This window comes from Mesorhizobium sp. M0189 (assembly GCF_040322135.1).
Taxonomy (GTDB): domain Bacteria; phylum Pseudomonadota; class Alphaproteobacteria; order Rhizobiales; family Rhizobiaceae; genus Mesorhizobium.
The window spans coordinates 160,269-184,623 of record NZ_JAMYSW010000007.1 but is presented as its reverse complement, the minus strand read 5'-3'; the positions used below and the strand labels follow the sequence as shown (position 1 = coordinate 184,623).

The following is a 24,355-nucleotide window of genomic DNA, read 5'->3' as shown; positions in this document are numbered from 1 at the left end:
AGGCGGTTTTTCTGTCCACGAAACGCGGCGTGTCGCGATGTCACGCGTGGTGTTCGAAACCCGTCGCGGGCAGACCGCTCCCGGCTCTGCCTTGATCCGGCTGTCGTGAGCGTTTAGTGGCTTGGAGATGACACTGTCCAGCCAAGCCTTCCGTGTTGCCGCGCTTTACCGCTTCGCCCGGCTCGACACCTTCGAGGCGCTGCGCGCGCCGCTCGCCGCCTTCTGCCGCGCATGCGGCATCAAAGGCACGCTGCTTTTGGCGCGTGAGGGCATCAACGGCACGGTCGCCGGCAGTGAAGCGGCAATCGCCGCGCTCATCCATCATCTCGAATCCATCGAAGGTCTCGCCGGCCTCGAGATTAAATACAGCAGCGCCGCAGCGATGCCGTTCCACCGCATGAAGGTGCGGCTGAAGCGCGAGATCGTCACCATGGGCGTGGACAATATCGATCCGGCGGCAGGTGCAGGCAGCTATGTTGCGCCGGCCGACTGGAACGCATTGATCTCGGATGCAGGCACCATCGTCATCGATACGCGCAACGCCTACGAGGTGTCGCTCGGCACCTTCAAGGGCGCTGTCGATCCCGCCACCACCAGCTTCCGCGAATTCCCAGCCTGGGTCGAGCGGCATCGGCATGCGCTCGAGGGGCGCAAGGTCGCCATGTTCTGCACCGGCGGCATACGCTGCGAGAAGGCGACGGCCTATGTGAAGTCGCTTGGCTTCGAGGACGTTTTCCACCTCAAGGGCGGCATTCTGAAGTATCTCGAAGACGTGCCCGCCGAACAGAGCCTCTGGCAGGGCGAATGCTTCGTTTTCGACGAGCGCGTTTCGGTATCGCACGGGTTGGTCGAAGGCGAGGCCGAACTCTGCCGCGCCTGCCGGCATCCGCTAGCCGCAGAAGACCGGCTATCGCCGGAATACGCCACCGGCGTTTCATGCCCGCATTGCTTCGATGCCCGCTCGGAGGAGGATCGCGCCCGCTATGCCGAGCGCCAGCGCCAGGTCGAGCTGGCGCAAGCGCGCGGCGATCGTCACATCGGAAGTTAGCTTCACGTCAAGCAACTTCACGTTAAGCAACAGAGAAGCGATCGATGACCCACAGCCATGTCCCGTCGTTCTGCCGGCGTGCGACCTCGGTGGTGATCGTGCCGTCGGGAAGCCGGGTCGAGGTGAGCGCGAGGTCGCCATTGATGACAGCCGGACGCTGATCTCCGGACTGAAATTTTCGGCCGGTTGCGGTGACCTCCGCGAACATCGTTCGGATGGCTTCGCGGCCGAACGTCAGTTGTCCGCCACCGCTGTCGATGACTGCATGCGGCTCAAAAAGCGCGGCCATGCCGTCAATGTCTCCGACCCATTGCCGTGAAATCAGCAGGCGCTCCAGCTCCTGGGGATCGCGTGCCGGCTGGCGGTCTGTCTCATCGGTCATGCCAGGCTCCTCGCAAGCGACATGCAGCGACATTACTCGAAGTCGGGGCTGGTTTCGACACGTAGGTCATGTACGGAAGCGGGGCAAAGGATGCGCCGCGTCATTGTAATGTCAAACTGCGGGACCTAGGTCTTCGACGTGCAAACCTGCCCGCGCACCTTCGGCCGGGCCAATTCTGGAGGCATAGATGTTCGATCCCAAGAAGCTCCTCGACGATCTGCTCGGCTCGCAAGTTCCCGGTACCGGATCGACCGTCCGCGACAAGGCGGGGCAGGCGGTGCAGATGGCCAAGGACAATCCGCTTGCCGCCGGTGCGCTGGCCGCGGTGCTGCTCGGAACCGGCCCAGGCCGTCAGGTCACCGGTGCGGCGGTGAAGCTCGGCGGCCTGGCCGCGATCGGCGGCCTCGCCTACAAGGCCTACCAGAACTACAAGAACGGCAACGCGCCGGCCGAAACGCAAGCCGCCGGCGAACCGGAATTGCTGCCGCCGCCGGCCGATACCGCCTTCCATCCGTCGCAAGCGCCGCAGGGCGAAGACGAATTCACGCTGACGCTGGTCAGGGCGATGATCTCGGCGGCGAAGGCCGACGGTCATGTCGATGACGAAGAGCGGCAGAAGATCGCCGGCAAGCTCAGCCTCGCCGGCGTCGGCGCCGAAGCGGAGAAATTCCTGATGTCGGAACTGGACGCGCCGCTCGATCCGGATGTGCTGATCGCCGGCGCCAAGACCGATGCGCAAAAGCTGGAACTCTACACCGCCTCGCGTCTTGCCATCGATCCGGACACGCGGGCCGAACGCGGCTATCTCGACCTGCTTGCTGGCCGCCTCGGCCTGCCGGACGCGCTGGTCGACCATGTCGAGGCGACGGTGACGGCGGCGAAGGTGCCGGCAGCGGGCAGCACGGCCAAGCCGGTGACCGGTTCGCGCTGGTAGCTTGAAGGGGAGAGCCTCGGAGCGCTCGGCGGCATTGGCGTTAGCTCTCGTTAATCCGGTGAGCGCATGATTTCAGGCAGTCGGATCGGCTTTCCTCCTCCCAAGCCCGGTTCGGATCAGGGGCGGTCGCCAATGGCCGCCCTTTTTGCGAGCACAGGCCTTGGGCCGGCTTGCCATGGTTCCCGTCATTTGCGATGGCTCATCCCTTTCAGGGAGTACAGCCATGAGCGACTATAAAACCGCCATCGTCACCGGCGCCGGCACGGGCATCGGCAAAAGCGTCGCCACAGTGCTGCTCAAGGCCGGCTGGAATACGGTCTTCTGCGGTCGCCGCAAGCCGGTGCTGGAGGATGCGATCGCCGCGGCCGGGCCGACGCAGGCCAAGGCATTGGCGGTCGCCTGCGACATCAGCAAGGCCGATCAGGTCGACGATCTGTTCGAGACGGTGGCAGCGGCCTTCGGGCGCGTCGACCTGCTCTTCAACAATGCCGGCACGAGCTACAAATCGACATTGATCGACGATATCCCGGTCGAAGTGTGGAACGACGTTGTCGGGGTCAATCTCACAGGCTCGTTCCTGTGTGCTCGCGGCGCGTTCGGCGCCATGCGCAGGCAGCAGCCGATGGGCGGCCGCATCATCAACAACGGCTCGGTATCGGCCTATGCGCCACGGCCGGGGTCGGTGCCCTATACGGCGACCAAGCACGCCATCACCGGGCTGACCAAGACGCTGGCGCTGGACGGCAGGCCCTTCGACATTGCTTGCGGTCAGATCGACATCGGCAACGCGCTGACCGACATGGCGCAGGCGATGACGGTCGGCGTGCCGCAAGCCAACGGCACCATTGCCGCCGAAGCGGTGATGGATGTCGAGCGCGTCGCCGATGCGGTCCTCCATATGGCCAGCCTGCCGCTCGACGCCAACGTGCTGTTCATGACCGTGATGGCGACGAAGATGCCATTTGTCGGGCGAGGCTAAATTAATCTCAACCCGGTCCTAAATCAGGGCTGCGTGACCGGAAGCGGCACGCCGGGAAGATACAGCGAAATCGGGCGGATTTCGTAGACGGCGGTCGAATTGACGCGGCGAAGGTCGCGCGCAATGTCGATGGCGGCGTCACGGTTGGCGCAGTCGACGACATAGAGCCCCAGCAATTGTTCCTTGGTCTCGGCAAAGGGGCCGTCGATAACCATTCCGGTGCCTGGCCCGCGCAAGGTGCAGGCGTCTTGTGTCGCGCCGAGCCGGGCCGCCGGCCCAAGGGTGCCTTGCCGGTAGAGCCGATCGTTGATCTGGAGAAGATCGGTCATCAGCGCCGCATCCTGCTCAGGCGTCAGTGCCGTGATCGCTGCTTCCTCGTGATAGGCAAGAATGGCATAGAACATCTGGCGTCTCCTTTCGTCGTCTCACTTCGCCAGGAACGCCTCGATCCGCTCCAGCGCGCGCAGGATGTTCTCTTCGGAATTCGCGTAGGACAGCCTGACATAGCCTTCGCCGAGAATGCCGAAATCGGGGCCGCCGATCAGCGCCACGCCGGCATCCTCGAGCAGCGCCGAGGCGAGCTTCTTGGCCTTCCAGCCGGTCTTGGAAACATTGGGGAAGGCATAGAAGGCGCCTTTCGGCGTAATGCAGGAAACGCCGGGCAAGGCATTCAACCCCTCGACCACGACCTTCCTGCGGCGGTCGAAGGCGCGCATCATCTTGTCGACATCGTCCTGCGGGCCGTCGATGGCGGCAATGCCGGCATACTGGCTCGGCGCGTTGACGCAGGACCAGCAATTGACCGCCAGCTTGCGCACCTTGTCGTAGAGATGCGCGCCCTTGTCGCCATTCGGCCAGATCGACCAGCCCATGCGCCAGCCGGTCATCGCCCAGGTCTTCGACCAGCCGTTGAGCACGATCAGCCGATCACGGATTTCGGGGAAGGCGAGCAGCGAACAATGCGTCTCACCGTCATAGGTCATCACGTCGTAGATCTCGTCGGAGAGGATGGCGACGTCCGGGTGCGCTTGCAGGCCCTTGACCAGCTTCTCGATCTCGGTGCGCGGTGTGACGCCGCCGGTCGGATTGGCCGGCGAGTTGAGGATCAGCAGCCTGGTCTTCGGCGTGATCAGCGCCAAGGTCTCCGCGGCCGAAAAGGCAAAGCCGTTCTCCTCGCGCATCGGCACCGGGATGGGGGCAGCACCGGTGAACTCGATCATCGAGCGGTAGATCGGAAAGCCGGGATCGGGATAGAGAATTTCGGCACCCGGCTCGCCAAACATCAGGATCGCCGCGAACATGGTCGGCTTGCCGCCGGGCAGGATCATCACCGCTTCCGGCGAGACTTCGACGCCAGTGGTGGCCAGCGTGCGGCGTACCACCGCTTCGCGCGTCGCCAGCAGGCCGTTGGCCGGCGTATAGCCGTGATGGCCATCGCGTAGCGCCTTGATCGCGGCCTCGACGATATGCTGCGGCGTCTTGAAGTCGGGCTGGCCGATGCCGAGATTGACAATGTCGCGGCCCTGGTGGGCAAGTGCAGTGGCACGCGCCAGCACTGCGAACGCATTTTCCTCGCCGAGGCGGTCGAAGGCCGAAATCGTGTGGAGCATTTTTCCCGTCCGTGTGGTTCTTTCAGCGAGCGTGCGTTTTTGTGAGCGTCCGCCCGCAAAAGTCAAACGGATTGGAGTTTTCGGTGTCGGAAAATCTCAAGAATTGGCAACCGCGCCCGCGGCCCGAACGCAAGTTGCTGGAGGGGCGCACTGTCAGGCTGGAGCCGCTCAACGCCGAAAAGCACGGCGACGGCCTGTTCGAGGCCTCGTCAGTGGTCGATGCCGGCGGCCGCTTCGCCTGGCTGTTCGACGACCCGCCGCAGACCCGCGCCGCCTTCCAGCCATGGCTGGACAAGGCCGAAGCCAGCGATGACCCGCTGTTCTTCACGGTCATCGACAAGGCCAGCGGCAAGGTCGCCGGGCGCCAGACGCTGATGCGCATCGATCCGGCCTATGGCGTGATCGAGATCGGCAACATCTATTGGGGACCGCTGATCTCGCGCAAGCCGGCGGCGACGGAAGCGCAGTTCCTGTTCATGAAGTACGTCTTCGACGAGCTTGGCTACCGCCGCTACGAATGGAAATGCAACAATCGCAACGAGCCGTCGAAGCGCGCGGCGGAACGTTTCGGCTTCAAGTTCGAGGGCGTTTTCCGTCAGCATCTTGTGGTCAAGGGCGAAAACCGCGATACCGCGTGGTATTCGATCATCGATAAGGAATGGCCTGATCTGCGCAGAGCCTATGAGGCGTGGCTCGATCCGGCCAATTTCGACAGCGATGGCCAGCAGAAGCGGCGGCTCGAGGATTTCCGCGCCGAGTTTGGCGCGTAGCAGGAGCTCATAGATGGCGCATACCCACGACCATGCCGCGCAGGGCCACGACCACAGTCACGGTGCCGGGCATGTGCATGGCTCGACCGACAAGAAGCGCGTGCTGATCGCGGCTTGCCTGACCGCCGGCTTCATGGTCGTCGAAGCGCTTGGCGGTCTCCTGACGGGATCGCTGGCGCTGCTGGCGGATGCCGGCCACATGCTTGCCGACTGCATTGCGCTCGGCCTTGCCTGGTATGCCTTTCATCTTGCGAGCCGACCGGGGACCGTGCGCCTCACCTACGGCTTCGGCCGGGTCAAGACACTGGTCGCCTACACCAACGGCATCGCCATCTTCGCCATTGCGCTGTGGATCGTCTATGAGGCCTGGGGGCGTTTGCTGACGCCTGAGCCCGTGCTCGGTGGGCCGATGCTGGTCGTTGCGATTGCCGGCCTTGCGGTCAACATCGGCTCTTTCTTCGTGCTGCATGGCGGCGACCGTGACAGCTTGAACATGCGCGGCGCCATCCTGCACGTGCTCGGCGACCTGCTTGGCTCGGCCGCGGCGATCATCGCGGCGCTGATAATCCTGGCGACGGGCTGGACGCCTATTGATCCGATCCTATCGGTCCTTGTCGCGCTGCTGATCCTGTCCACGGCATGGTCGCTGATGCGCGAGGCTGCCCACGTCCTGCTCGAAGGCGTGCCGGCAAGCCTCGACCGCGACCTGATCGCGAGGGACATCGAAGGCTCGATCAAGGGCGTGCGCGAGGTGCATCACATGCATGTCTGGTCGATCGACGGTTCCAGCAACATGGCGACGTTGCATGCCTGCCTCAATGACGGCGTCGACGCGCATATGGCGGTCAGCGCGATCAAGAAACGGCTTGCGCAGGAGCATGGCATAGCCCATGCCACCGTCGAACCGGAATTCGGCCAATGTGCCGACAGCCATGAGCATGATGGCGAGCACGATCACGCGCATGATGCGGCACCGCACCGTGGCCACTATCACTGATTTCGGGAGTTCCTGGTATTGGCAACGATCGACATGAACGCCCGCTACCCTGGGGCCGCGTGATGGACCGCGACACCCGCAATGCGGCAATCGGCGCCGCCTGGATTTTGCTGCTGTTCGGCATCGCAGCCTATTATCTTCCAACCGTGATGCTGGCGGTCGGCAACGTCTCGACGGTTCTTGCCGGCGTCGTCGCCGCGATCTTCATGGTGGCAATCTTCGTCGTGTTCTGGCTGCGTAGCCGCAGCCAGCGCAAAAAGGGAAAGTGACATGCGCATTCTGATTACCGGCGCGGCAGGCATGGTCGGCCGCAAGCTCATTGCCCGGCTGGCCAAGGACGGGACACTCGGCGGCCGCAAGATCGCCGCGCTCGACCTTCACGACATCGTGCCACCGCAGGCGCCCGCCCTCGAAGGCGTCAGCATCAGCGTCCACACCGGCGACCTTGCCGCGCCGGGCGCGACGACAAATCTGGTCGCGCCGCGGCCCGACGTGATCTTCCATCTCGCCGGCGTGGTGTCGGGTGAAGCGGAGGCCAATTTCGATCTCGGCTACCGCGTCAATCTCGATGGCACAAGGGCGCTATTCGATGCCGTCCGGCTGGCGGCATTTGCGCCGCGCCTCGTCTTCACCTCATCGATCGCCGTGTTCGGCGCGCCGTTTCCCGAAATCATTCCGGACGAGTTCCACCCGACGCCGCTGACCTCTTACGGCACGCAGAAGCTGATGGGCGAGGCGCTGCTTGCCGACTATACCAGGCGTGGCTTCTTCGACGGCATCGGCATCAGGCTGCCGACCATCTGCGTCAGGCCGGGAAAGCCGAACAAGGCGGCCTCAGGTTTCTTCTCCGGCATCATCCGCGAGCCGCTGAGCGGCCATGAAGCCATCCTGCCGGTGCCGCGCTCGGTCGTCCACACACACGCCAGCCCGCGTTCGGCGGTGAATTTTTTGATCCATGCGGCTGGAATTGACGGCGCTGCAGTCGGGCCGCGCCGCAACCTGACGATGCCGGGCGTCGCCGTCAGTGTCGGCGAACAGATCGAAGCGCTGGAACGTGTTGCCGGCGCCAAGGCGGTCAAACTGATCCGCGAGGAGCCCGACGAGACGATCTGGGCGATCGTGAAGGGTTGGCCGACACGCTTCGAGGCGCGGCGCTCGAGGGAGTTTGGCTTCGCTGCCGAAACGAGCTTCGACGAGATCATACGCGTCCATATCGAGGACGAGTTGGGCGGCAGGATCCCTAGTTAAAGCACCCCGATCGGGCGCAACGAGGTCAGGCGCCAGTCAGGCTGGCCGATAGCAGCAGCAGACCGAACAGGAAGACGAAGGCGGCACCGCCGATTTCGACGAAGGAATGGATGCGGTTGCCCATGCGGCCGTCGCCGGCGAAATACACCGCCCAGTTCTTCGCGGTGACCGCAAGCGTCGCCAGAGCCGAGACGGTGATTGCGGTGCCTAACGCCATGGCCAGCACCGACAGGATACCGCCGAACCACAGCCCATTTAGCAAGGCGAAGCTCAGCACGATCAGCGCGCCGGAACAGGGGCGGATACCGACGGCAGCCACCGCCGACCAAGCCGTGCGCCAGTCGAAGCGATCGCCGGAAAGCAGCGCCGGGTCGGGCGCATGCGAGTGCCCGCAGGTCTCGCAGACCTCCCCCGCCGCATGGCTGTGGTGATCGTGCGCAGCATGGGCGTGGTCCTGTGCGCCGTGGTCATGATGGTCATGCGCATGGTCGTGATCGTCATGCGCATGAAGCGCGTGGGAATGTGCCGCATGGGCATGCGCGGAATGTGAATGGCCGGCATGTGAATGGCCGGCATGGGCAGCCGAGAGGCTGTAGCCGGGATTTGCGCCGAACAGGCGAAGGATGGCCGGGCCGGCCTTGCGCCACAGCAGCCAGGCGCCGAACAGGGTGACGAAGACATAGCTCATGATTTCGAGGAACCATGCGGCGTCGGTCATCGATATCGCGGTGCCGCGCAGCACGAAATAGGCGAGCAGCATCACCACGATCGCGGTCAGCGCCTGCAGCAGGGCCGAGACGAAGGACAGCATGATGCCGCGCCGGAGCGCCACTTCATTGGCCACCATGTAGGACGAGATCACCGCCTTGCCGTGACCGGGGCCGGCAGCGTGGAAAATGCCATAGGCAAAGGACAGGCCGATGAGCAGCCACATGTTGCTGCCGTCCTGGCGCATCGCCTTCATCGCGCCGGCAAGCGCATGATAGAATTCCTGCTGGCGCAGATTGATCCACATCAGGATGTGGGCGAACGGGCCGGTGGCGGTTGGAGCCATGCCGTCATTGGTGCCGATGCCGAGCGAGCTCTGGGCGTGGGCGGAGCCGAGAAAATGCGTCATCACAAAGGCGGCGGCCAGAAGACCGACTGCCAAACGCAGGGACGGTTTCGTCACTGGATCTATCCTTCCGGCTGACAGGTCAGTTCAAGCTTGGTGGCAAAGATCTTGCTCATGTCGGTGCCCGTCGGATCGTTGAAGAACGCGTCGGTCAGGGTCTTCTGGTTCTGGGCGATCGCCTCATCCGGATTCGGGCGGACAACCTTGCTGGTGCAGGTCGGCGGCAGGCCATCGACCTGCAGATGGGCATCCTCGGTGAAATCGATCGCGGTGTAGAAGGTCGGGTCGTACACCCCGATGTCGATCTTGCCGCTGAGCTTGATCGGCGCCTTCGGTTCAGATTCGAACAGGATGATCAACTGGTCGTTGTCGAAATTGGCCATCAGCTGCGGCGGCGGGGTCATTGCCACGTCCTTGCCGTCGACGGTGACGAGCTGGAAGTAGTTGAATTCGGCAAGCGAGGCATGGACGGTGTCGGCAACATCCTTCAGCTCCTTGTCGTCGAGCTTCAGGTCGGAATTCTTGTCGAACTCCATCATCACCGTGCTCGAAAACAAGTCGTCGAAGCGCCAGACATGGCGCAATGCCTTCACAGTTTGGTGATCCGGGCCGAGGACCACTTCGAGCCGTGCCTCGGCGAAGACGTGGGGATGCACCTCGGCCGGTCCGACGGCGGCGATAGTCGCGGTCAAGGCCGAAGCCAGCATGATTGCTTGCTGTTTCAGGTGCATTCTCGGTCGCAATTCAATCGGCTTCGGTGAATTGCCGACAGTTACCAGAAAGGGGGCGAAAATGGGACCGCAAGCCGGCTGAAAGCTCATGCGGTGTCCAGCGCCTTGAACCACTGCACCAGGAAGTCGACGAATACGCGAACTTTTGCAGGCAGATAGCGCCGGTGCGGATAGACGGCGAAGATGCCGCCGCCGGGCAGGATGCGGTCATCCAGCGCAGTCACCAGCTTGCCGCTTTCGATGTCGGGCGCGGCGATGAAATCTGGCAGGATGGAAAATCCCAATCCAGCCACGGCAGCGGCCCTTGCCGCCATCGGGCTGTTGACCTCGATCGGGCCGGAAACCGAAACGCTCACGGTATCGCCGCTGTCGCCCTTGAACGGCCAGTTGGTGAGCCAGCGGCCATTGGTGTCGATGATGCAAGGCACGCGGGCAAGGTCTTGCGCCCTGACCGGCATGCCGTGCTTGGCGATCAGTTCGGGAGACGCGCAAAGCCGTACCGAAAATGGCGCCAGGCGCCTGGCGATCAGCGAGGAATTCTCCAGCCGCGAAATGCGCACCGCCAGATCGAAGCCCTCCTCGACTAGATCGACGAAGCGATCGTCGAGATGAATGTCGAGGACGATGTCGGGATGCTGCTTGGCGAAGTCGATCAGCGATTGGCCGATCGGCGCGTCGGCGAAAGTACGCGGCGCCGACAGCTTGATCCTGCCGCGCACGTCGCCGGAGGATTCGCGCACCGCATCGGCAAGGCTGTCGACCTCGCGCACGATCTCCGAGGCGCGCCGGTAATAGGTGTGGCCGGCCTCGGTCAGGGAGAACTGCCTGGTGGTCCGGTTGAGCAACAGCGCGCCGAGCTCGTCCTCGAGCTCGCGCACGTATTTCGACAACAGCGCCTTGGAGCGGCCGATCTTGCGCGCCGCCGCCGAAAAGCCTTCGGCCTCGACCACGTCGATGAAGGCACGCATGCGGGTCAGCGTATCCATGTCATGCGCCTCCTTGGCGGGCTGAAAGGATGCGGGCGGCCAGCGCAATCAGCTGCCGGTCGCTGTTCTTCGGACCGAGCAGCGAAAGTCCGAACGGCGCGCCTTCGGCTCTGCCGAGCGGCAGCGTGATTTGCGGAAAACCGGACAGGCCGGAAAGGCATAGCAGTCTCAGCGCGCGCTCGCGATAGGTCTGCAAATCGTCGAATGTCGCGGCCTTGAGCGGCGCGGCACCCGGAGCGGTCGGAAGCACAAGAACGCCGTCGTCGCCAAGCAGGCCGGCAAGTTCGAGGCGAAACGAAACGCGACGTTCCGTTTCGTGCTGCGCGGTTGTCGCGCTGATGGTCGCGCCATGCTCGAAGCGCTCCCTGACGCCGGGGCCGAGCATGCGGTCGCCGCCGGCGATCCAGGCGCCGTGGCTTTGCCAGGCTTCATAGCCCTGCAGCTTACGGAAGCACCAATAAAGATCGTCGATTGAATGCGACAGCGGGCCAACGCTGCGCGGCGCTCCCAGCACCGTAGCGACACCGCGGACCATGGCGCGATATTCCTCGGCCTCCAGCGGGCCGAGCACGAGGCTGTCCAGCGCGTCGAGGGCAAGAGGGCTTACCAGTTCGTGGCGATGCGGATCGTCGCCGAGCAGCACCGTGCCGACCTTTTCGTAGGCGACGATATCCCTGGCGAACCAGCCGACCGTGTCCAGCGAAGGCGCCAGCGGCATGGTGCCGTCGAGCGGGATGCGGCCATGCGTCGTCCTGAGGCCGATCAGGCCGCAGAAGCTTGCCGGCGCACGGATCGAGCCGCCGGTGTCGGAGCCGGTGGCGATGTCGGCAAGCCCGCCGGCGACAGCCGCGGCAGAACCGGAGGACGAGCCGCCGGTGACGCGATCGGGTGCCGCCGGATTGACCGGCGACGGGAAATGCGCGTTCAGCCCCAGCAGGGAAAATGCGAGTTCGTCGGTCTGCGTCTTGCCGACGAAACGCGCACCCGAATCAAGCAGCGCCTGGACGGCCGGCGCGGTCGCCATGGCCGGTGAAGCGTCCCGGTATTTCTGAGGATTGCCGCAGCCGGTGCGGTAGCCGGCGACGTCGAAGATGTCCTTGACGGCCAGCCGCAAGCCGGCAAGCGGGCCGGATTTCGCATTGGCTACAGGGGTTTGATCAAGGTCGAGAAAAGCGTTCAGCGGGCCGCGAGTGCCTGTCATGCGTTCGATATCCGGATGTGCTTGCCGCAGCATTGTTCTTCTGGTTGCCGCAGCATTGTTCGATGCCACAAATTTTACAACCTGCCATACGATTTTTATTGATTGTGAAATCTTTCGCTCTTATATCGCGCTTGCCCAAAGTCGCACGTGCCTGTGGGTGTCCGCCGATCCTCGAATGGTGAGGGCAATCGGTAAGGTAACTGGAGCCAACCCCTTCAGTCGGTTTAGCGGCCAACCGCCAACCGAGGACACCTTGAAGCAACGACGGTGCGGGCCTTTCTGGTGTTCTGCCGGTCGTCCAAAGACCGGGGTTACTGAAGAGGCACACCTTCATTGCCGGCAGTGCGGACGGGGTCTCCCATCCAAGCCAAGGCAGACAAAGCGAACCGAGGCCGGGCAAGGCCAAGGTTCACCGCCGCGAGACGGCGCTTCATGGTTCCGGGGTCTCCACCGGCTGGTTCCATGGATTTCCGTCCCGCCTTTGTCCACCGCGTGTTCGCGAGGCCGAGAGCCCGCGTCCGCAAGCCTTTGTGCGCGCCGAAAGGCGCTGATGGAGAGACCCCGATGGCTACCCAGCGCATCCTTGATTTCCTCGCTACCCGACGTCCGAACGGCCCGTGCCTCGTCGTCGACCTCGATGTCGTGCGCGACAATTTCCGCGCCTTCGAGAAGGCGCTTCCCGATTCCAAGATCTACTATGCGGTGAAAGCAAACCCGGCGCCGGAAATCCTGCGCCTGCTTGCTGCGATGGGCTCGTCCTTCGACACCGCTTCCGTTGCCGAAGTCGAGATGGCGATGGACGCTGGTGCGCCGGCGGACCGCATTTCCTTCGGCAACACCATCAAGAAGGAGCGCGATATCCAGCGCGCTTACCAGCTCGGCATCAAGCTGTTTGCGGTGGACTGCGTCGAGGAGGTCGAGAAGATCGCCCGTGTCGCTCCCGGCGCCCGCGTGTTCTGCCGCGTCCTGACCGACGGTGAGGGCGCCGAATGGCCGCTGTCGCGCAAGTTCGGCTGTGTGCCGGCGATGGCGGTCGACGTGCTGCGCCATGCCAGGGCGCTCGGTCTCGACGCCCATGGCGTGTCGTTCCATGTCGGCTCGCAGCAGACCGACCTGACCGCCTGGGACCGCGCGCTGGGCGACGCCAAGAAGGTGTTCGCGACGCTCGCCGAAGAGGGCATCGTGCTGAAGATGGTCAATATGGGCGGCGGCTTCCCGACCCGCTATCTCAGGGATGTGCCGGTGGCGCAGGCCTATGGCCAGGCGATCTTCTCGGCGCTCAGGAAGCACTTCGGCAACGCGATCCCCGAGACGATCATCGAGCCGGGCCGCGGCATGGTCGGCAATGCCGGCGTCATCAAGTCGGAGGTCGTGCTGATCTCGAAGAAGGCCGACAACGACAATGTGCGCTGGGTGTTCCTCGACATCGGCAAGTTCGGCGGTCTGGCCGAGACCATGGACGAGGCGATTCGCTACCCGATCGTCACCGCGCATGACGGCACCGAGACCGCGCCTTGCGTGCTCGCCGGCCCGACCTGCGATTCGGCCGACGTGATGTACGAGAAGACGCCGTATCCGCTGCCCTTGTCGCTGACCATCGGCGACGAGGTGCTGATCGAGGGCACCGGTGCCTACACGACGACCTACGCCTCGGTTGCCTTCAACGGCTTCGAACCTCTCCGATCCTACGTGATCTGACGGTTCGAAAGAACCGATCAGATCATCCCGAGGTGGGCGCCTGTCGCCCGCCCGGGCTCGCCTGTGGAACAATCCGCTCGTGAAGGATCGCGGAAATGGACGTTTTGGATTTCATTGTTGAAGGCGCCGCGGGGATGTCCCCCTCGAGGGGGGAGAATGCCGGCGCTTTTGTCATCACTGCCGAAACCGCTGCCGATATCGGTGCGCGCGAGGCTTTGCTCGATCGCGCCATGGGGCCGAAGCGCCGGAAGAAGTCGTCGGAAAAGCTGCGGCGCGGCCGCCGGCCTTCGGAGGGCCTTGCCTTTGTCGCGCGCGATGCGTCGGGCGCTGTTGCCGGCACCGTGCGGCTGTGGGACGTGGTGCTGGGCGAGGGCGGCAAGGCAGCGCTGCTGCTCGGCCCGCTTGCGGTCGACCCGGCGCTGAAAAATGCCGGCATCGGCTCGGCGCTGATGCGCCATGCAGTGACTGAGGCCGAGCGGCTTGGCCATGCGGCGATCCTGTTGGTCGGCGACGCACCCTATTACGAGCGCTTCGGGTTTTCGGCCGCAAAGACCGGCTCGCTGGCCATGCCGGGGCCTTACGAGCGGCACCGCCTGCTGGCGCGGGAACTGGTGGTCGGCGCGCTCGACGGCGCGCAGGGCACGTTGAAGGCGGCCGGGCGCAAGCTGAAGGCGCAGCGGCTGTCGCTCGCTGCCTGATGGTTCGAAGCCGCCGTCGTCGCGCGCGGCGGCTTGTCTCACCTTAAGCGATCAGCCGATCAGCTGGCTGAGCGCCATGGCGACGCTCATGTCGCCTTCGACCTTTATCTTGCCGGACATGAAGGCCATGGTCGGGTTGAGATCGCCTGATATCAGCGAGTCCAAATCGTCGAGCGACAGCTGTATGGTGCAATCTGCCGGTGCATCGGTGGTCGAGACATCGGCGCCGTCGATGACGATGACGCCGTCGCTGCCGGTGTCGAATTTCACGGAGCGATCGAACCCGGCGCTCGCCACGCGCGACCTGATCTTGTCGGCAATCTCCTGAACGCTCATGGCGGTTCTCCTCGTCTGGTTGCGTTTGTCGCGCCTTGGCGCTTCGACCCGGCCGAAGCCGCTTGCCTGGTTTTACAGCCACGGTCGGCGCATATAGCTTCGGGTTGACGTTTACGTCAACGCGGTTCCCCGAGCTGAAGATGGGCTTTATCGCCGCAGCATCACGCGGGCATGACACCTTGGCGGCCGGCATTGTTGCCATGCAAAGCCGCCGGGCGTATCAGGCACCACTCCCCTTTTGATATCGGCGAGCCGCCCCGGTGCTTTCCAGAAACGAACCGCAAGTCTATGCCCGCCGACTGCGCGCGGTGCTGATCCGATCGATCCCGCTGCTCGAGGCGCGCGGCATCGCCGTCGTCATTCTGGCGGCTTTGGTCGGGGTGATAGCGGGTGCGCTGGTCACCGGCATGAGCGAACTGGTGCAGGTCCTGCATGGGCTTATGTTCGGCGTTCAGCCCGGTGGTCGGCTTTCGGCGATGTTTTCGCTGCAAAGGCCGGAGCAAGCGCTGATACCGGCGATCGGCGGCATCCTGCTCGGGCTGACGGTGATCTGGCTGAGAAAGCGGAAGTTCCGCACGCCGGTCGATCCGATCGAAGCCAACGCCCTTTACGGCGGCCGCATGTCGCTGACCGACACTTTCATCATCGCCGGGCAGACGATGATCTCGAGCGGCTTCGGCGCTTCGGTCGGGCTCGAGGCCGGCTACACGCAGGTGGGTTCCGGCCTGGCGTCGCGGCTGGCGCGCTTGTTCAGGCTGCGCCGCAACGATGTCCGCATCCTCGTCGGCTGCGGTGCGGCCGGCGCGATCGCCGCCGCCTTCGATGCGCCACTGACCGGCGCCTTCTACGGTTTCGAGCTGGTCATCGGCATCTATTCGGTCGCCAATGTCGCGCCGGTGATGGCCGCCGCGATCTCGGCCTCGCTGACCGCCGAAATGTTCGGCGGCGTGCCGTTTCCGCTGGAGCTCGCGGGTCTGCCGGCGCTCACCGTCAGCCAGTATTTGCCGTTCATGCTGCTCGGGCTTTTGGGTGGCGGTGCTTCGATCGCCATCATGCATCTGGTGAGCCTGATCGAGCGCATCTTTGCGCGGCTGTCGATCGACGCCTCGTTGCGCCCAGCCATCGGCGGCGTGATGGTCGGGCTGCTGGGGCTGATCACGCCGCAGGTCCTGTCCAGCGGCCATGGCGCGCTGCACCGCGAATTCGCGATGAATTACGGGCTGGCCGTGGTGGCCAGCGTCTTCGTGCTGAAGCTGTCGGCGTCGGCGATCTCGCTCGGCTCCGGCTTCCGCGGCGGGCTGTTCTTTGCCTCTTTGTTCCTCGGTGCCCTGCTCGGCAAGATGTTCGCCGGCGCGATGGCGTTCGTCTCGCCGGCGACCGGCATCGACCCCGCCGTCGCCGCCGTCGTCGGCATGACCTCGCTCGCCGTCGGCGTCGTCGGTGGCCCGTTGACGATGACCTTCCTGGCGCTGGAATCGACCCGCGACCTGACGCTGACCGGCGTGGTGCTGGCCGCCTCGCTCATGGCGGCGATCCTGGTGCGAGAAACGTTTGGCTATTCCTTCTCGACATGGCGCTTTCACCTGCGCGGCGAAACCATCCGCAGCGCCCATGATGTAGGCTGGATGCGCAGCCTGACGGTCGGCTCGATGATGCGCAAGGATGTCCGCACCATCGACGCCTCAACGACGCTTGCAACATTCCGCAAGCAGGTGCCGCTCGGTGCCTCGCAGCGCGTCATCGCGGTGGATGCCGAACTGCACTATGTCGGCGTGCTGATCGTCGCCGAATTGCACAGCCATTTGTCGGATGACGAGATGCCGGTGCTGTCCTTCGCCAAATTTAGGGATGCGGTGCTGGTGCCGAGCATGAACGTGCAGTCGGCGGCCGAGACCTTCCAGCGCGCCGGCGCCGAGGAATTGGCAGTGGTCGAGGATTTCACCGACCGCAAGGTGGTCGGTTTGCTGACCGAAGGCCACCTGATGCGCCGCTATGCCGAGGAACTCGACAAGGCGCGGCGCGATCTGTCGGGCGAGGGGTAGCCGAGAGGGGATGGCGATCCCGCTGCATTTAGCTGGACACCGCCGGCGAATGACCGCTACCATCGCGGTGGCTTTGAACCAGATTTCATCTGGAGCCAGATTCCGCCTGGAGATGGCGTGCTCGAAGAACCGAACAGAAATCCCGGATCCCATCGCTATGGGAAGCCGAGCTTGTGGTGGCCACCACCGTTGGGTTGACGGCCTGCGGGCCTGATCCAAGCTGAAAATCAAATTCTGTGTTCAGAGAGACATCATCATGAATACCCTGCTTTCCGTGGAAGCCCGGGAGACCGCGCTTGCCGTGACTTTCGTGTCGGGCGAAACAGTCTGCTACCCCTGGCTTTGGCTAAAGGACAATGCACCATCGGCGTTTCACCCGCAGACCGAAGAACGAACTTTCGACCTGACCAGCGTAGACCCCTCGCTCAGACCCATCAGCGTGCGGGACAGGGGCAGCGCTGTGGGCATTGTCTGGCAGAACGACCAGGCTGAGGAGGAATTCCCGAGCCAGTTCTTTGAGTCCTACCGTCCCGGCAGAAAGCGGGACGATCCGGCCGACATCGCTCCGAAACTCTGGGACGCCTCAATCAATCTTGAAACCATGCCGCGTCACGCCGCCGGGGACATCTTGCAAAGCGATGCCGATCTGCTCGCCTGGCTGAAGGCAACGGCTGCATACGGGCTCTCCATCGTCGATGGGCTTGACGATGATCCCGATGCGGGGCGGCGTTCGGCCGAGCGGATTGGTTTCCTGCGCCAGACAAATTTCGGCACGATGTTCGAAGTCGTGTCGATGCCGAACCCGAACAATCTGGCCTATACGCCGGTCGCCTTGCCGCTACACACCGATCTCGCGAACCAGGAGGTGCCGCCCGGCTACCAGTTCCTGCATTGTATCGCCAATGACGCTGAGGGCGGTGGATCGATCTTTGCCGACGGGTTTGCGGTCGTCGCCGCGCTACAGGCGGAAGATCCGGAAGCCTACCGCCTATTGTGCGAGATCGAGATCCCCTATCGTTTTCACGATGAAAGCTACGATCTGCGCGGTCGGTTTCCTGTGATTGTAACGCAACGCGACGGGGAAGTGACGGAGTTGCGGTTCAACGCCCATCTTGTCGATGTCATCGACCTTCCCTCCGACCTATGCGCGCCCTTTTATGCGGCTTATCGCAAGCTGATGATGATGATCCGCGGGCCGCGTTTCCAAATAGCCTACCGCCTGAAGGCCGGCGAAATGGCGGTCTTCGACAATCGCCGGGTGTTGCATGGCCGCCAATCGTTCAACCCGAACACCGGGCGGCGACATCTGCGCGGATGCTATGTCGATCGTGGTGAGTTCCAGAGCCGGATTCGCGTCCTCTCGCGATAGTGATGCGACACACATGTCGGCTGCTGCGTAAGGACGGCTCACGTCAACGGTCCGCTAATCGCCGGCTCAGAAATCCGATTGCGCGAACTGCCTTCTTCCTTGTGGAAGAGTGTCTTGAAGAAAAGAGCGTCGGGAACCGCATTGATTACTTTTGCGATCACGGCGGTCGCGAGCACGGCAAACGCTAGGCGACCGAGAAGCACGCTCGTAGCATCGGCGCCAAGTGCGACAACGACCAACGTGTCCTCAATGAGGCTATGGGCAAAACCCATGAACACGCAGGCGAGGAATATCTGACGCGGCTCCGCGCTAGGCGTGCGCGCCTCGCGGATCAGCAGTCCTGCGCCATAGGAAATCCCGAGAAACAGGCCGACAGCGGCGAAAGGTACCGTCTGCTTTTCGATGCCGGCGAGCCGAAAGAGCGGTGCAAGTCCTCTGTTCATCCACTCCAAAATGCCCGCCATCTTGAGAAGCTCGATAACCCAGCTTAGCGCAAGCAAAACGATGAGCATGATGCCCAGGGTTTTGACTGTGCCCAGGAGAAAGCCGCCCCAGTCGGTGCTTTCATTCGTCGGCATCCACGCCGGCGCCACCGGTCCTGACAGCCATCCGGTCATGGCGAATATCTGATGCAGAAGGATAGCAAAGACCAAACCCCCGCCAATACGAAGCGCCGCGGTGACCAGGAAGCTCGGCCCGGCCCTCTGAATGATGCGTTGCTCGATCGGAATGGCATGTGCAAACAGCAAGAGAGCCGAAAGAACCGTCATCTCGGCAGTGCTGAGCGCCGAAACCGGGACCAAGGTGAATACGATCACAAGCGCGCCCCAGATCCCGACCAGCAATCCCGTCAGCCAGGCAAAGGCGAGTTCATGTGGCAACCCCACCTGCAACATGAGCGGGGAGAAGAACGGAGAAATCGCCTGGATGACGCCAAGGTCCTGCAGGAGCCGCGTGGCTATCGCAACCGGAACGATCACGCGAACCAGTTCCCAATAGATTTCAAGCGTTTCCAATGTCTTGCGATTGAAGGCGGCGCAAATTGCCATCATGCTGCTCCATCATCCCTGGAGCCATCTGCGTAACCTGAGACGCTTCGCATTTGTGGTCAAAGTTTGCGATTTCGTGCAATAAAATTGCAATACACCGACGATGAGCGCGACCGAGATGGACAAGATCGACAGAAGGCTTCTCAGTCTGCTCCAGGATGATGCCTCACGAACGAATGCCAAACTGGCGGGGTTAGTCGGGCTTTCCCCTTCGAGCTGCCTGCGCCGCATACGACGACTGAAGAAAAGCGGCATCATCAGCCGCGTTGTCGCGCTTCTCGCACCGGCAAAGGCTGGCCGGGGCTTGAAGGCGATCGTCACCGTCGAACTGGAGCGTCATGGCGAGCAGTATATGCGGGACTTTCTCGAGTTGGCCGCTCAGGAACCGGCCGTCACTCAGGCCTACAGCGTGAGCGGCGAAACCGACGCCGTCCTTATGCTCCGCCTGACGGATATGGAAGAGTTCGATGCGCTATGCGAGCGACTGTTCCGAGACCGAAGCAACGTCGCGCGATACCAAACGATGTTCGTGATCCGAACGGCCAAAGAAGTGACCGCAATTCCACTGTAGTGTTCGGGTTGCGATAGACCTGCTAGGCCGTGAATTCAGCGGCCCGGCGAAGAAACTTTACGAACTTTCAATATGCCGCAAAGGCGGTAGTGAAGGAACGCCTAGCGCACGCTAGGACAATCGCTGGCGCCGAATGTCGGAATTGGGCGCCAGCTCGACGCATTTCATGGCGCCTCCCTCACGCCCAGGCATGAAGCTGTCCTTGTTGACTCAAGGAGAATTTGCATGCGTGGTCATTGCTTATGTGGCGCTATTGCTTTTGAAGTCGATGGCCCGGCACAGGCCTGCGTGGTCTGTCATTGTGAAAGTTGTCGGCGGCAATGTTCTGCGCCGATGACCTCCTATATTGGCGTCTTGAACGGCCAATGGCGATGGCTGAGCAAGCTACCGAAGGTATTCAACTCTTCTCCCGGTGTGGAAAGAACATTTTGCGATCACTGTGGCACGCCGCTGTCCTTCCGCTCAAAGAACATGTCTGATGTCATGCATTTTTTTGCGGCAGCGATGGAGGAGCCAGAAAAATTTGCACCTACGCTGCATGTCGCCTTTGAGGAGAAGCTCCCTTGGTTGAAACTCGCCGACAACCTGCCGACCCGTTTTGGGCCTGACTATACGAAAGACTAGGATCTGCTCGCATCGAGACAAACGGCGGAAGCTGAGGACAGCGTCCGGAAGCGAGATGATACCCCCGTCCGTTCAAACGGCGGTCAAACATTATCGATCGTGGCTGCTCTCGACCTGCTTGAGCGGCAGCAGGTAGGCGATGATCTGCTGATCGCCGAGAGCTGGATCAAAGCCAATAATGTCGGATGCGAAAAGGTCGTGAGCAGGGCGTCTCTCGAAGCCAAGGCTCTCGTACAGCTTGCATGCAGACGGCATGAACGAGGCAGTGTGAAGCGCAAGGCCGCCTGAGCCTTGCCGACGCGCTTGCATGACGCACCATTCGCAAAGCGCGCGGCCGTATCCGCGGCCCTGTGCCGAGGGAGCGACCGCGAGGGTCCTGAGGCCTGCCAGCCCGGGCGGCCAGCCCATGCGGTCAAAGGCGGCATCGGCGTAGTAGGTGACCGTCCCGACGAGCCGTCCCTCGGCTTCGAGCACCGCGACGCTAGCCTTCGCCCATCGCCCCGCGATATCCCGCGCGTCGTTCACGTAGGGCTCGAAGATGTGTGGCGCCAGAACGGGCCGTAACGATGCGAAGGCGTCGGAGACGAGCCCGCCAATTTCATCCAGTTCCTGACGGCTTGCCAGCCGGACGCGTGGCTTGGATGCGATTTGCATGCATGTTCTCACTGCACCAGTAATTGGACCATATGTAGGGCGTTGTGTGCCCCTCCGGCTGGCTGGACTTCGCCCGGCTTCGGCCGTGTCCCGCAGCGCGATTCACCCGGAGAGATTCGCCTGCCACAATAATCACCGGCAGCAAGATTCCAATGGACCTGAGCCGTCGAGCCGCGACGACGAGTTAATCGGCGGAGTACCTCAAGCTTTCGGTAACAGTTTGCTCATGCTTATGCGCTCCTCGACCTCGTATCCGCACTTTCGGTAGAACCCAAGAACCGTCGAATTGGAAGCGACAATTTGGAGGTTGATCTTTATGCAACCAAGGCCGGCGAGCCGCCTTTCCGCTTCGTGGATGAGGGCCTCGCCGATCCCTTTTTGGCGATGGGACTGCAGGGTAGCGATGCGCGATATCTACCCTCGATGGCCGTCATACCCGGCCATGATCGATCCGACGACCTGATCGGCCTCTATCGCCACCAAAAGCAGGTTCGGCTGATGCCTCAGCTTCCCGCGAAGCGGGAGCGATCGTAGTTGCGCGACATCTCGAGCCCAGACTATCCGGCTCTATAGTGGAGCGTTACGGCGACCCAGCAGCAGAGCGATGCCCAACGCCGGAAGCGTCGCCATCGCGACGGCGAAGAAGACGAATTGCAGCCCGGCCGATGCGGCGACCAAGCCGAGCGCCGGACTGCCGAAGCCGAGCGCCACGTCGAGGAAGACGGTGTAGAGTCCCATGGCCAGGCCGCGGCTGCGTGGCGGAAGACGGCTCACGGCCTCGGCACCGAGGCCGGGATAGACCAGCGAGTAGCCAAGGCCAGTCAGGCCCGCTCCGATGGCGGCTAGAACGGGCCCGGGCGCAAGCCAGATCAGCATCAGCCCTGCGGCCTCGACAGCCACGAAGATCATGGCGACCCGTGCGCCCCCTAACCTGTCAGGCAGGTGGCCGAAGCATAGCCTTGCCACGATCAGCGACGCGGCATAGGCCGTGAAGGGAAGCCAGACCGGCTGCCAGCCCCGCTCGGCAAAGAGCAGCGCGCCGAAGGCCAGAATCGCACCATAGCCGAGACTGCTGAAAGCTGCTCCCACTCCGGGAAGCCAGACCGCTTGCGCCACGCTCCTCCATGACTGCGGCACGCTGCTCGCGGCGGCGCTGGCGCCGCGCATCGGCAGGATGGCAAGCAGCGTTGCAAGCGGCAGGACGATCGTCGCCAGTGCGATCGCGGTGAAGCCGCTCGCCGCATAAAGCGCAGATCCGATCGGCGCGCCTAGCGCGAGTGCTGCGAACATCGCCGTGCCCACCCAGGCTATGACCTTTCCGGAGTTCTGTCCGCCCGCAAGGGAGAGGCCCCAGGCGACGCCACCGGTGATGATGAAGCTCTCAGACGCGCCCAGTACCGCCCGGCCGGCGAACAGCGCCGATGCGGACGCCACCGGCCGGTCGAGCAATGTCAGTGAGCCGAGGTAAAATAGCCCCGCCACGGCAGCGGCAATGAGGCCGACGACGACGGCCCTCTTGCCGCCGCGCCCATCGGCATAGTTTCCAGCCCCAATGCGCGACAGCATCGAGGCGACGAACTGGCTGCCAGTGACCAGCCCGACCGCGAAGGGGCCGAAGCCGAGCTGCTGGTGAAGATGCAGCGGCAGGACGGGTAGCGCCAAGCCGATCAGGAGGAAGCCGGCGAAGACAGCCGCCATGATTGGCACCAGTTCCGCTATCGCGCCATTTCGGTCTGAAGTCCGCGCCATTGTGGCCACCGATAAAACTTTGACAGTCGGGCTGTTCCGATCAGTAACGTTCGTAGGTCACGCGCCAGCCTTCGGCCGGATTGTCCGGCGTCAGGACCAGTTTGTTGTCCGAGACTTCGAATTTGCGTTTCATGCTCTTCCCGACAAGGTTGCGGACCAGGGAGGACTCGATCGTGATGACGAAGGTCTTGTCCTGGTCGTCGATAGCGACCGGCCCGTAATAGGCTTCGTAGCCATTCTCTGTGTAAGGCGTGTCCGGTGCCTTGGCGTCGGGGTTCTGCGCCTGCACCGACAGGGTGCCGGCCTCGGTGAAGATGACCTGGCCGGAATATGGCACGGGCTTGAGGCTTCCCTCGGCACCGGCCTCGAGCGACCTCATGCGCCATGCGCCGATGATCGGCGACTCTTGCGAGAAAGCCGGCGTGGCGACCGAAAGCGCAAGGGCGGCAATCTTCAATCTCATCGTCATATGTCGTTGTTCCTTTTCTGATTTGTGGGTGCGGACAGGCCGTCCGCCCAATCTTCGCTCACACCGAAAGCATGACCTTGATGGCGCGCCGCTCGTCCATGGCGCGGTAGCCTTCAGCGACCTCGGCCAACGGCAGCTTGAGGTCGAAGACCTTGCCGGGCTTGATCCGACCTTGCAGCACACGGCCCATAAGGTCGGGCAGGAAGCGGCGCACCGGCGCCGGGCCGCCCAGCATGCGCTTCTGGCCGAAGAACAGTTTTTGGCCGTCGAAGTTCACGCCGTGCGGCACGCCGACATAGCCGATGGTGCCGCCGGGGCGAGAGCAGGCCAGCGCCTGGTCGAAGGATTCCGCCGTGCCGACGCATTCCAGCACCGAGTCCGCGCCGACGTCCTTGGTGAGCTCTTTGATCCGGGCCACACCTTCCTCGCCGCGCTCGGCGACGATGTCGGTCGCGCCGAACTCGCGGGCGAGTTTTTGGCGGCTGGCGTGCCGGCTCATGGCGATGATGCGCTCGGCGCCCATCTCCTTGGCCGCAAGCACGCCCATCAGGCCGACCGCACCGTCGCCGACCACCACCACCGTCGATCCTTCTCGGACCTCGGCTGCGTCGGCCGCATACCAGCCGGTGCCGAGCACATCGGACACAGCCAGCAGGTCAGGGATGAGTTCGGCCGGCGGCACCTCGGCGGTGGCGACCAGTGTGCCATCCGCCAACGGCACGCGGGCGTAAGGCGCCTGCGCGCCCGACATGAACTCGCGCTGCACACAGGACGACTGGAAGCCGAAGCGGCAATGCGGGCAGGTATTGTCGGAGAGGCAGAACGAGCCGACGACGAACTGGCCGGGGCGCACCGTGCGCACCTCTGCGCCGACCTCGACGACGATGCCACAATATTCGTGGCCCATATGCATCGGGCCGTCGACCCGCTGCAGCCCGCGATAGGGCCACAGATCCGAGCCGCAGATGCAGCTTGCCGAGAGCTTGATGATGGCGTCCGTCGGCCGCATGATTTTCGGATCAGCGATCTCCTCGCAGCGGATGTCGCCCGGTTTGTGAAGAACGGTTGCGAGCATTTTGGTTCCTTTCGAGTGGAG

General features: G+C 63.3%; 28 protein-coding genes. 14 read left to right on the top strand and 14 right to left on the bottom strand.

The genetic code is table 11. From position 1 onward, the window contains the following. Nucleotides 1–127 precede the first annotated feature (127 nt). The gene (gene trhO / locus NKJ09_RS15750; RefSeq protein WP_352494717.1) at nucleotides 128–1,048 is read left to right on the top strand and encodes an oxygen-dependent tRNA uridine(34) hydroxylase TrhO; all 921 of its coding nucleotides are present in this window, start codon (nucleotides 128–130) and stop codon (nucleotides 1,046–1,048) included. Nucleotides 1,049–1,070: 22 nt separating this feature from the next. Here the strand turns inward: trhO and NKJ09_RS15745 are convergent, their stop codons facing one another. Next, entirely contained in the window at nucleotides 1,071–1,430 is a 360-nt protein-coding gene (locus tag NKJ09_RS15745; protein WP_352515699.1) for a YybH family protein, read from the bottom strand. A gap of 187 nt (nucleotides 1,431–1,617) precedes the next feature. On the opposite strand from NKJ09_RS15745, the gene NKJ09_RS15740 reads away from it, so the two are divergent. Together NKJ09_RS15740 and NKJ09_RS15735 are read left to right on the top strand one after the other, a co-directional pair. Next, nucleotides 1,618–2,364, top strand: coding sequence for a tellurite resistance TerB family protein (locus NKJ09_RS15740; RefSeq protein WP_352494718.1), 747 nt, complete (start codon nucleotides 1,618–1,620; stop codon nucleotides 2,362–2,364). A gap of 223 nt (nucleotides 2,365–2,587) precedes the next feature. Further along, nucleotides 2,588–3,343, top strand: coding sequence for an SDR family oxidoreductase (locus NKJ09_RS15735; protein WP_352494719.1), 756 nt, complete (start codon nucleotides 2,588–2,590; stop codon nucleotides 3,341–3,343). Between the two features lie 23 nt (nucleotides 3,344–3,366). Here NKJ09_RS15735 and NKJ09_RS15730 read toward each other — a convergent pair whose 3' ends face one another. Next, entirely contained in the window at nucleotides 3,367–3,747 is a 381-nt protein-coding gene (locus NKJ09_RS15730) for a YciI family protein (protein ID WP_352494720.1), read from the bottom strand. 21 nt (nucleotides 3,748–3,768) lie between these two features. After that, nucleotides 3,769–4,953: a pyridoxal phosphate-dependent aminotransferase gene (locus NKJ09_RS15725; protein ID WP_352494721.1), complete on the bottom strand. Its 1,185-nt coding sequence runs from the start codon at nucleotides 4,951–4,953 to the stop codon at nucleotides 3,769–3,771. Nucleotides 4,954–5,036: 83 nt separating this feature from the next. Between NKJ09_RS15725 and NKJ09_RS15720 the strand changes: the two genes are divergently transcribed. The 4 genes from NKJ09_RS15720 to denD all read left to right on the top strand — a co-directional run bounded on the left by NKJ09_RS15720 (nucleotide 5,037) and on the right by denD (nucleotide 7,968). Next, nucleotides 5,037–5,723, top strand: coding sequence for a GNAT family N-acetyltransferase (locus tag NKJ09_RS15720; protein WP_023720204.1), 687 nt, complete (start codon nucleotides 5,037–5,039; stop codon nucleotides 5,721–5,723). 13 nt (nucleotides 5,724–5,736) lie between these two features. Continuing rightward, nucleotides 5,737–6,720: a cation diffusion facilitator family transporter gene (locus NKJ09_RS15715; RefSeq protein ID WP_023720205.1), complete on the top strand. Its 984-nt coding sequence runs from the start codon at nucleotides 5,737–5,739 to the stop codon at nucleotides 6,718–6,720. A gap of 62 nt (nucleotides 6,721–6,782) precedes the next feature. Beyond that, nucleotides 6,783–6,989, top strand: a complete 207-nt coding sequence (locus NKJ09_RS15710) for a hypothetical protein (protein WP_031194351.1) — start codon at nucleotides 6,783–6,785, stop codon at nucleotides 6,987–6,989. 1 nt (nucleotide 6,990) lies between these two features. Continuing rightward, nucleotides 6,991–7,968 carry a D-erythronate dehydrogenase gene (gene denD, locus NKJ09_RS15705; protein WP_352494722.1) on the top strand — a complete coding sequence of 326 codons (978 nt, stop codon included), beginning with the start codon at nucleotides 6,991–6,993 and terminating at the stop codon, nucleotides 7,966–7,968. Nucleotides 7,969–7,993: 25 nt separating this feature from the next. Here the strand turns inward: denD and NKJ09_RS15700 are convergent, their stop codons facing one another. From NKJ09_RS15700 to NKJ09_RS15685, 4 genes are all read right to left on the bottom strand, one after another. Then, nucleotides 7,994–9,148 carry a nickel/cobalt transporter gene (locus NKJ09_RS15700; protein WP_352494789.1) on the bottom strand — a complete coding sequence of 385 codons (1,155 nt, stop codon included), beginning with the start codon at nucleotides 9,146–9,148 and terminating at the stop codon, nucleotides 7,994–7,996. Continuing rightward, the gene (locus tag NKJ09_RS15695; RefSeq protein ID WP_352494723.1) at nucleotides 9,145–9,813 is read right to left on the bottom strand and encodes a DUF1007 family protein; all 669 of its coding nucleotides are present in this window, start codon (nucleotides 9,811–9,813) and stop codon (nucleotides 9,145–9,147) included. The genes NKJ09_RS15700 and NKJ09_RS15695 overlap by 4 nt, the downstream gene beginning before the upstream one ends. Before the next feature lie 86 nt (nucleotides 9,814–9,899). Continuing rightward, entirely contained in the window at nucleotides 9,900–10,799 is a 900-nt protein-coding gene (locus tag NKJ09_RS15690) for a LysR family transcriptional regulator (RefSeq protein WP_023720210.1), read from the bottom strand. Nucleotide 10,800: 1 nt separating this feature from the next. Next, complete coding sequence (locus NKJ09_RS15685; RefSeq protein ID WP_352494724.1) at nucleotides 10,801–12,000, bottom strand: amidase; 1,200 nt, start codon at nucleotides 11,998–12,000, stop codon at nucleotides 10,801–10,803. 564 nt (nucleotides 12,001–12,564) lie between these two features. On the opposite strand from NKJ09_RS15685, the gene odc2 reads away from it, so the two are divergent. Together odc2 and NKJ09_RS15675 are read left to right on the top strand one after the other, a co-directional pair. After that, nucleotides 12,565–13,698 carry an ornithine/lysine decarboxylase gene (gene odc2 / locus NKJ09_RS15680; protein WP_352494725.1) on the top strand — a complete coding sequence of 378 codons (1,134 nt, stop codon included), beginning with the start codon at nucleotides 12,565–12,567 and terminating at the stop codon, nucleotides 13,696–13,698. 134 nt (nucleotides 13,699–13,832) lie between these two features. Continuing rightward, nucleotides 13,833–14,396: a GNAT family N-acetyltransferase gene (locus NKJ09_RS15675; protein WP_352494790.1), complete on the top strand. Its 564-nt coding sequence runs from the start codon at nucleotides 13,833–13,835 to the stop codon at nucleotides 14,394–14,396. Between the two features lie 51 nt (nucleotides 14,397–14,447). Here the strand turns inward: NKJ09_RS15675 and NKJ09_RS15670 are convergent, their stop codons facing one another. Continuing rightward, a complete protein-coding gene (locus NKJ09_RS15670; RefSeq protein ID WP_023720213.1) occupies nucleotides 14,448–14,732 on the bottom strand; it encodes an SCP2 sterol-binding domain-containing protein in 285 nt (94 codons plus the stop codon). 260 nt (nucleotides 14,733–14,992) lie between these two features. Between NKJ09_RS15670 and NKJ09_RS15665 the strand changes: the two genes are divergently transcribed. Both NKJ09_RS15665 and NKJ09_RS15660 read left to right on the top strand, forming a co-directional pair. After that, the gene (locus NKJ09_RS15665; protein ID WP_352494726.1) at nucleotides 14,993–16,774 is read left to right on the top strand and encodes a chloride channel protein; all 1,782 of its coding nucleotides are present in this window, start codon (nucleotides 14,993–14,995) and stop codon (nucleotides 16,772–16,774) included. Between the two features lie 256 nt (nucleotides 16,775–17,030). Next, a complete protein-coding gene (locus NKJ09_RS15660) occupies nucleotides 17,031–18,143 on the top strand; it encodes a TauD/TfdA family dioxygenase (protein WP_352481965.1) in 1,113 nt (370 codons plus the stop codon). 38 nt (nucleotides 18,144–18,181) lie between these two features. Here the strand turns inward: NKJ09_RS15660 and NKJ09_RS15655 are convergent, their stop codons facing one another. After that, nucleotides 18,182–19,192, bottom strand: a complete 1,011-nt coding sequence (locus NKJ09_RS15655) for a nucleoside recognition domain-containing protein (protein WP_352481966.1) — start codon at nucleotides 19,190–19,192, stop codon at nucleotides 18,182–18,184. A gap of 118 nt (nucleotides 19,193–19,310) precedes the next feature. Between NKJ09_RS15655 and NKJ09_RS15650 the strand changes: the two genes are divergently transcribed. Together NKJ09_RS15650 and NKJ09_RS15645 are read left to right on the top strand one after the other, a co-directional pair. Further along, a complete protein-coding gene (locus tag NKJ09_RS15650) occupies nucleotides 19,311–19,763 on the top strand; it encodes an Lrp/AsnC family transcriptional regulator (RefSeq protein WP_352481967.1) in 453 nt (150 codons plus the stop codon). A 225-nt stretch (nucleotides 19,764–19,988) separates the two neighbouring features. Further along, the gene (locus NKJ09_RS15645) at nucleotides 19,989–20,387 is read left to right on the top strand and encodes a GFA family protein (protein ID WP_023720218.1); all 399 of its coding nucleotides are present in this window, start codon (nucleotides 19,989–19,991) and stop codon (nucleotides 20,385–20,387) included. 90 nt (nucleotides 20,388–20,477) lie between these two features. On the opposite strand, the gene NKJ09_RS15640 is transcribed toward NKJ09_RS15645, so the two are convergent. Then, nucleotides 20,478–21,041: a GNAT family N-acetyltransferase gene (locus tag NKJ09_RS15640; protein ID WP_352481968.1), complete on the bottom strand. Its 564-nt coding sequence runs from the start codon at nucleotides 21,039–21,041 to the stop codon at nucleotides 20,478–20,480. A 201-nt stretch (nucleotides 21,042–21,242) separates the two neighbouring features. Further along, on the bottom strand, nucleotides 21,243–21,398 hold the full coding sequence (locus NKJ09_RS15635) for a GNAT family N-acetyltransferase (protein ID WP_352515705.1): 156 nt from the start codon (nucleotides 21,396–21,398) through the stop codon (nucleotides 21,243–21,245). Between NKJ09_RS15635 and NKJ09_RS15630 the strand changes: the two genes are divergently transcribed. Beyond that, nucleotides 21,342–21,575 carry a hypothetical protein gene (locus NKJ09_RS15630; RefSeq protein WP_352515698.1) on the top strand — a complete coding sequence of 78 codons (234 nt, stop codon included), beginning with the start codon at nucleotides 21,342–21,344 and terminating at the stop codon, nucleotides 21,573–21,575. The genes NKJ09_RS15635 and NKJ09_RS15630 overlap by 57 nt on opposite strands. A gap of 33 nt (nucleotides 21,576–21,608) precedes the next feature. On the opposite strand, the gene NKJ09_RS15625 is transcribed toward NKJ09_RS15630, so the two are convergent. Genes NKJ09_RS15625 through NKJ09_RS15615 form a run of 3 tightly spaced genes read right to left on the bottom strand, consistent with a single transcriptional unit; the run spans nucleotide 21,609 to nucleotide 24,334 of the window. Beyond that, complete coding sequence (locus tag NKJ09_RS15625; RefSeq protein WP_031194356.1) at nucleotides 21,609–22,790, bottom strand: arabinose transporter; 1,182 nt, start codon at nucleotides 22,788–22,790, stop codon at nucleotides 21,609–21,611. Between the two features lie 40 nt (nucleotides 22,791–22,830). Beyond that, on the bottom strand, nucleotides 22,831–23,259 hold the full coding sequence (locus tag NKJ09_RS15620; protein ID WP_352481972.1) for a lipocalin-like domain-containing protein: 429 nt from the start codon (nucleotides 23,257–23,259) through the stop codon (nucleotides 22,831–22,833). 58 nt (nucleotides 23,260–23,317) lie between these two features. Next, nucleotides 23,318–24,334 (bottom strand): zinc-dependent alcohol dehydrogenase family protein, encoded by a 1,017-nt coding sequence (locus NKJ09_RS15615; protein WP_352494728.1) that lies wholly within the window; start codon nucleotides 24,332–24,334, stop codon nucleotides 23,318–23,320. Between the last annotated feature and the right edge of the window lie 21 nt (nucleotides 24,335–24,355).

What these genes read in the sequence shown, in the direction of transcription:
- trhO (WP_352494717.1), top strand. Translation starts at nt 128, where the DNA reads ATGACACTGTCCAGCCAAGCCTTCCGTGTTGCCGCGCTTTACCGCTTC.
- NKJ09_RS15745 (WP_352515699.1), bottom strand. Translation starts at nt 1,430, where the DNA reads ATGACCGATGAGACAGACCGCCAGCCGGCACGCGATCCCCAGGAGCTG.
- NKJ09_RS15740 (WP_352494718.1), top strand. Translation starts at nt 1,618, where the DNA reads ATGTTCGATCCCAAGAAGCTCCTCGACGATCTGCTCGGCTCGCAAGTT.
- NKJ09_RS15735 (WP_352494719.1), top strand. Translation starts at nt 2,588, where the DNA reads ATGAGCGACTATAAAACCGCCATCGTCACCGGCGCCGGCACGGGCATC.
- NKJ09_RS15730 (WP_352494720.1), bottom strand. Translation starts at nt 3,747, where the DNA reads ATGTTCTATGCCATTCTTGCCTATCACGAGGAAGCAGCGATCACGGCA.
- NKJ09_RS15725 (WP_352494721.1), bottom strand. Translation starts at nt 4,953, where the DNA reads ATGCTCCACACGATTTCGGCCTTCGACCGCCTCGGCGAGGAAAATGCG.
- NKJ09_RS15715 (WP_023720205.1), top strand. Translation starts at nt 5,737, where the DNA reads ATGGCGCATACCCACGACCATGCCGCGCAGGGCCACGACCACAGTCAC.
- NKJ09_RS15710 (WP_031194351.1), top strand. Translation starts at nt 6,783, where the DNA reads ATGGACCGCGACACCCGCAATGCGGCAATCGGCGCCGCCTGGATTTTG.
- denD (WP_352494722.1), top strand. Translation starts at nt 6,991, where the DNA reads ATGCGCATTCTGATTACCGGCGCGGCAGGCATGGTCGGCCGCAAGCTC.
- NKJ09_RS15695 (WP_352494723.1), bottom strand. Translation starts at nt 9,813, where the DNA reads ATGCACCTGAAACAGCAAGCAATCATGCTGGCTTCGGCCTTGACCGCG.
- NKJ09_RS15690 (WP_023720210.1), bottom strand. Translation starts at nt 10,799, where the DNA reads ATGGATACGCTGACCCGCATGCGTGCCTTCATCGACGTGGTCGAGGCC.
- NKJ09_RS15685 (WP_352494724.1), bottom strand. Translation starts at nt 12,000, where the DNA reads ATGACAGGCACTCGCGGCCCGCTGAACGCTTTTCTCGACCTTGATCAA.
- odc2 (WP_352494725.1), top strand. Translation starts at nt 12,565, where the DNA reads ATGGCTACCCAGCGCATCCTTGATTTCCTCGCTACCCGACGTCCGAAC.
- NKJ09_RS15675 (WP_352494790.1), top strand. Translation starts at nt 13,833, where the DNA reads ATGTCCCCCTCGAGGGGGGAGAATGCCGGCGCTTTTGTCATCACTGCC.
- NKJ09_RS15670 (WP_023720213.1), bottom strand. Translation starts at nt 14,732, where the DNA reads ATGAGCGTTCAGGAGATTGCCGACAAGATCAGGTCGCGCGTGGCGAGC.
- NKJ09_RS15660 (WP_352481965.1), top strand. Translation starts at nt 17,031, where the DNA reads ATGAATACCCTGCTTTCCGTGGAAGCCCGGGAGACCGCGCTTGCCGTG.
- NKJ09_RS15655 (WP_352481966.1), bottom strand. Translation starts at nt 19,192, where the DNA reads ATGGCAATTTGCGCCGCCTTCAATCGCAAGACATTGGAAACGCTTGAA.
- NKJ09_RS15650 (WP_352481967.1), top strand. Translation starts at nt 19,311, where the DNA reads ATGGACAAGATCGACAGAAGGCTTCTCAGTCTGCTCCAGGATGATGCC.
- NKJ09_RS15645 (WP_023720218.1), top strand. Translation starts at nt 19,989, where the DNA reads ATGCGTGGTCATTGCTTATGTGGCGCTATTGCTTTTGAAGTCGATGGC.
- NKJ09_RS15640 (WP_352481968.1), bottom strand. Translation starts at nt 21,041, where the DNA reads ATGCAAATCGCATCCAAGCCACGCGTCCGGCTGGCAAGCCGTCAGGAA.
- NKJ09_RS15625 (WP_031194356.1), bottom strand. Translation starts at nt 22,790, where the DNA reads ATGGCGCGGACTTCAGACCGAAATGGCGCGATAGCGGAACTGGTGCCA.
- NKJ09_RS15620 (WP_352481972.1), bottom strand. Translation starts at nt 23,259, where the DNA reads ATGACGATGAGATTGAAGATTGCCGCCCTTGCGCTTTCGGTCGCCACG.
- NKJ09_RS15615 (WP_352494728.1), bottom strand. Translation starts at nt 24,334, where the DNA reads ATGCTCGCAACCGTTCTTCACAAACCGGGCGACATCCGCTGCGAGGAG.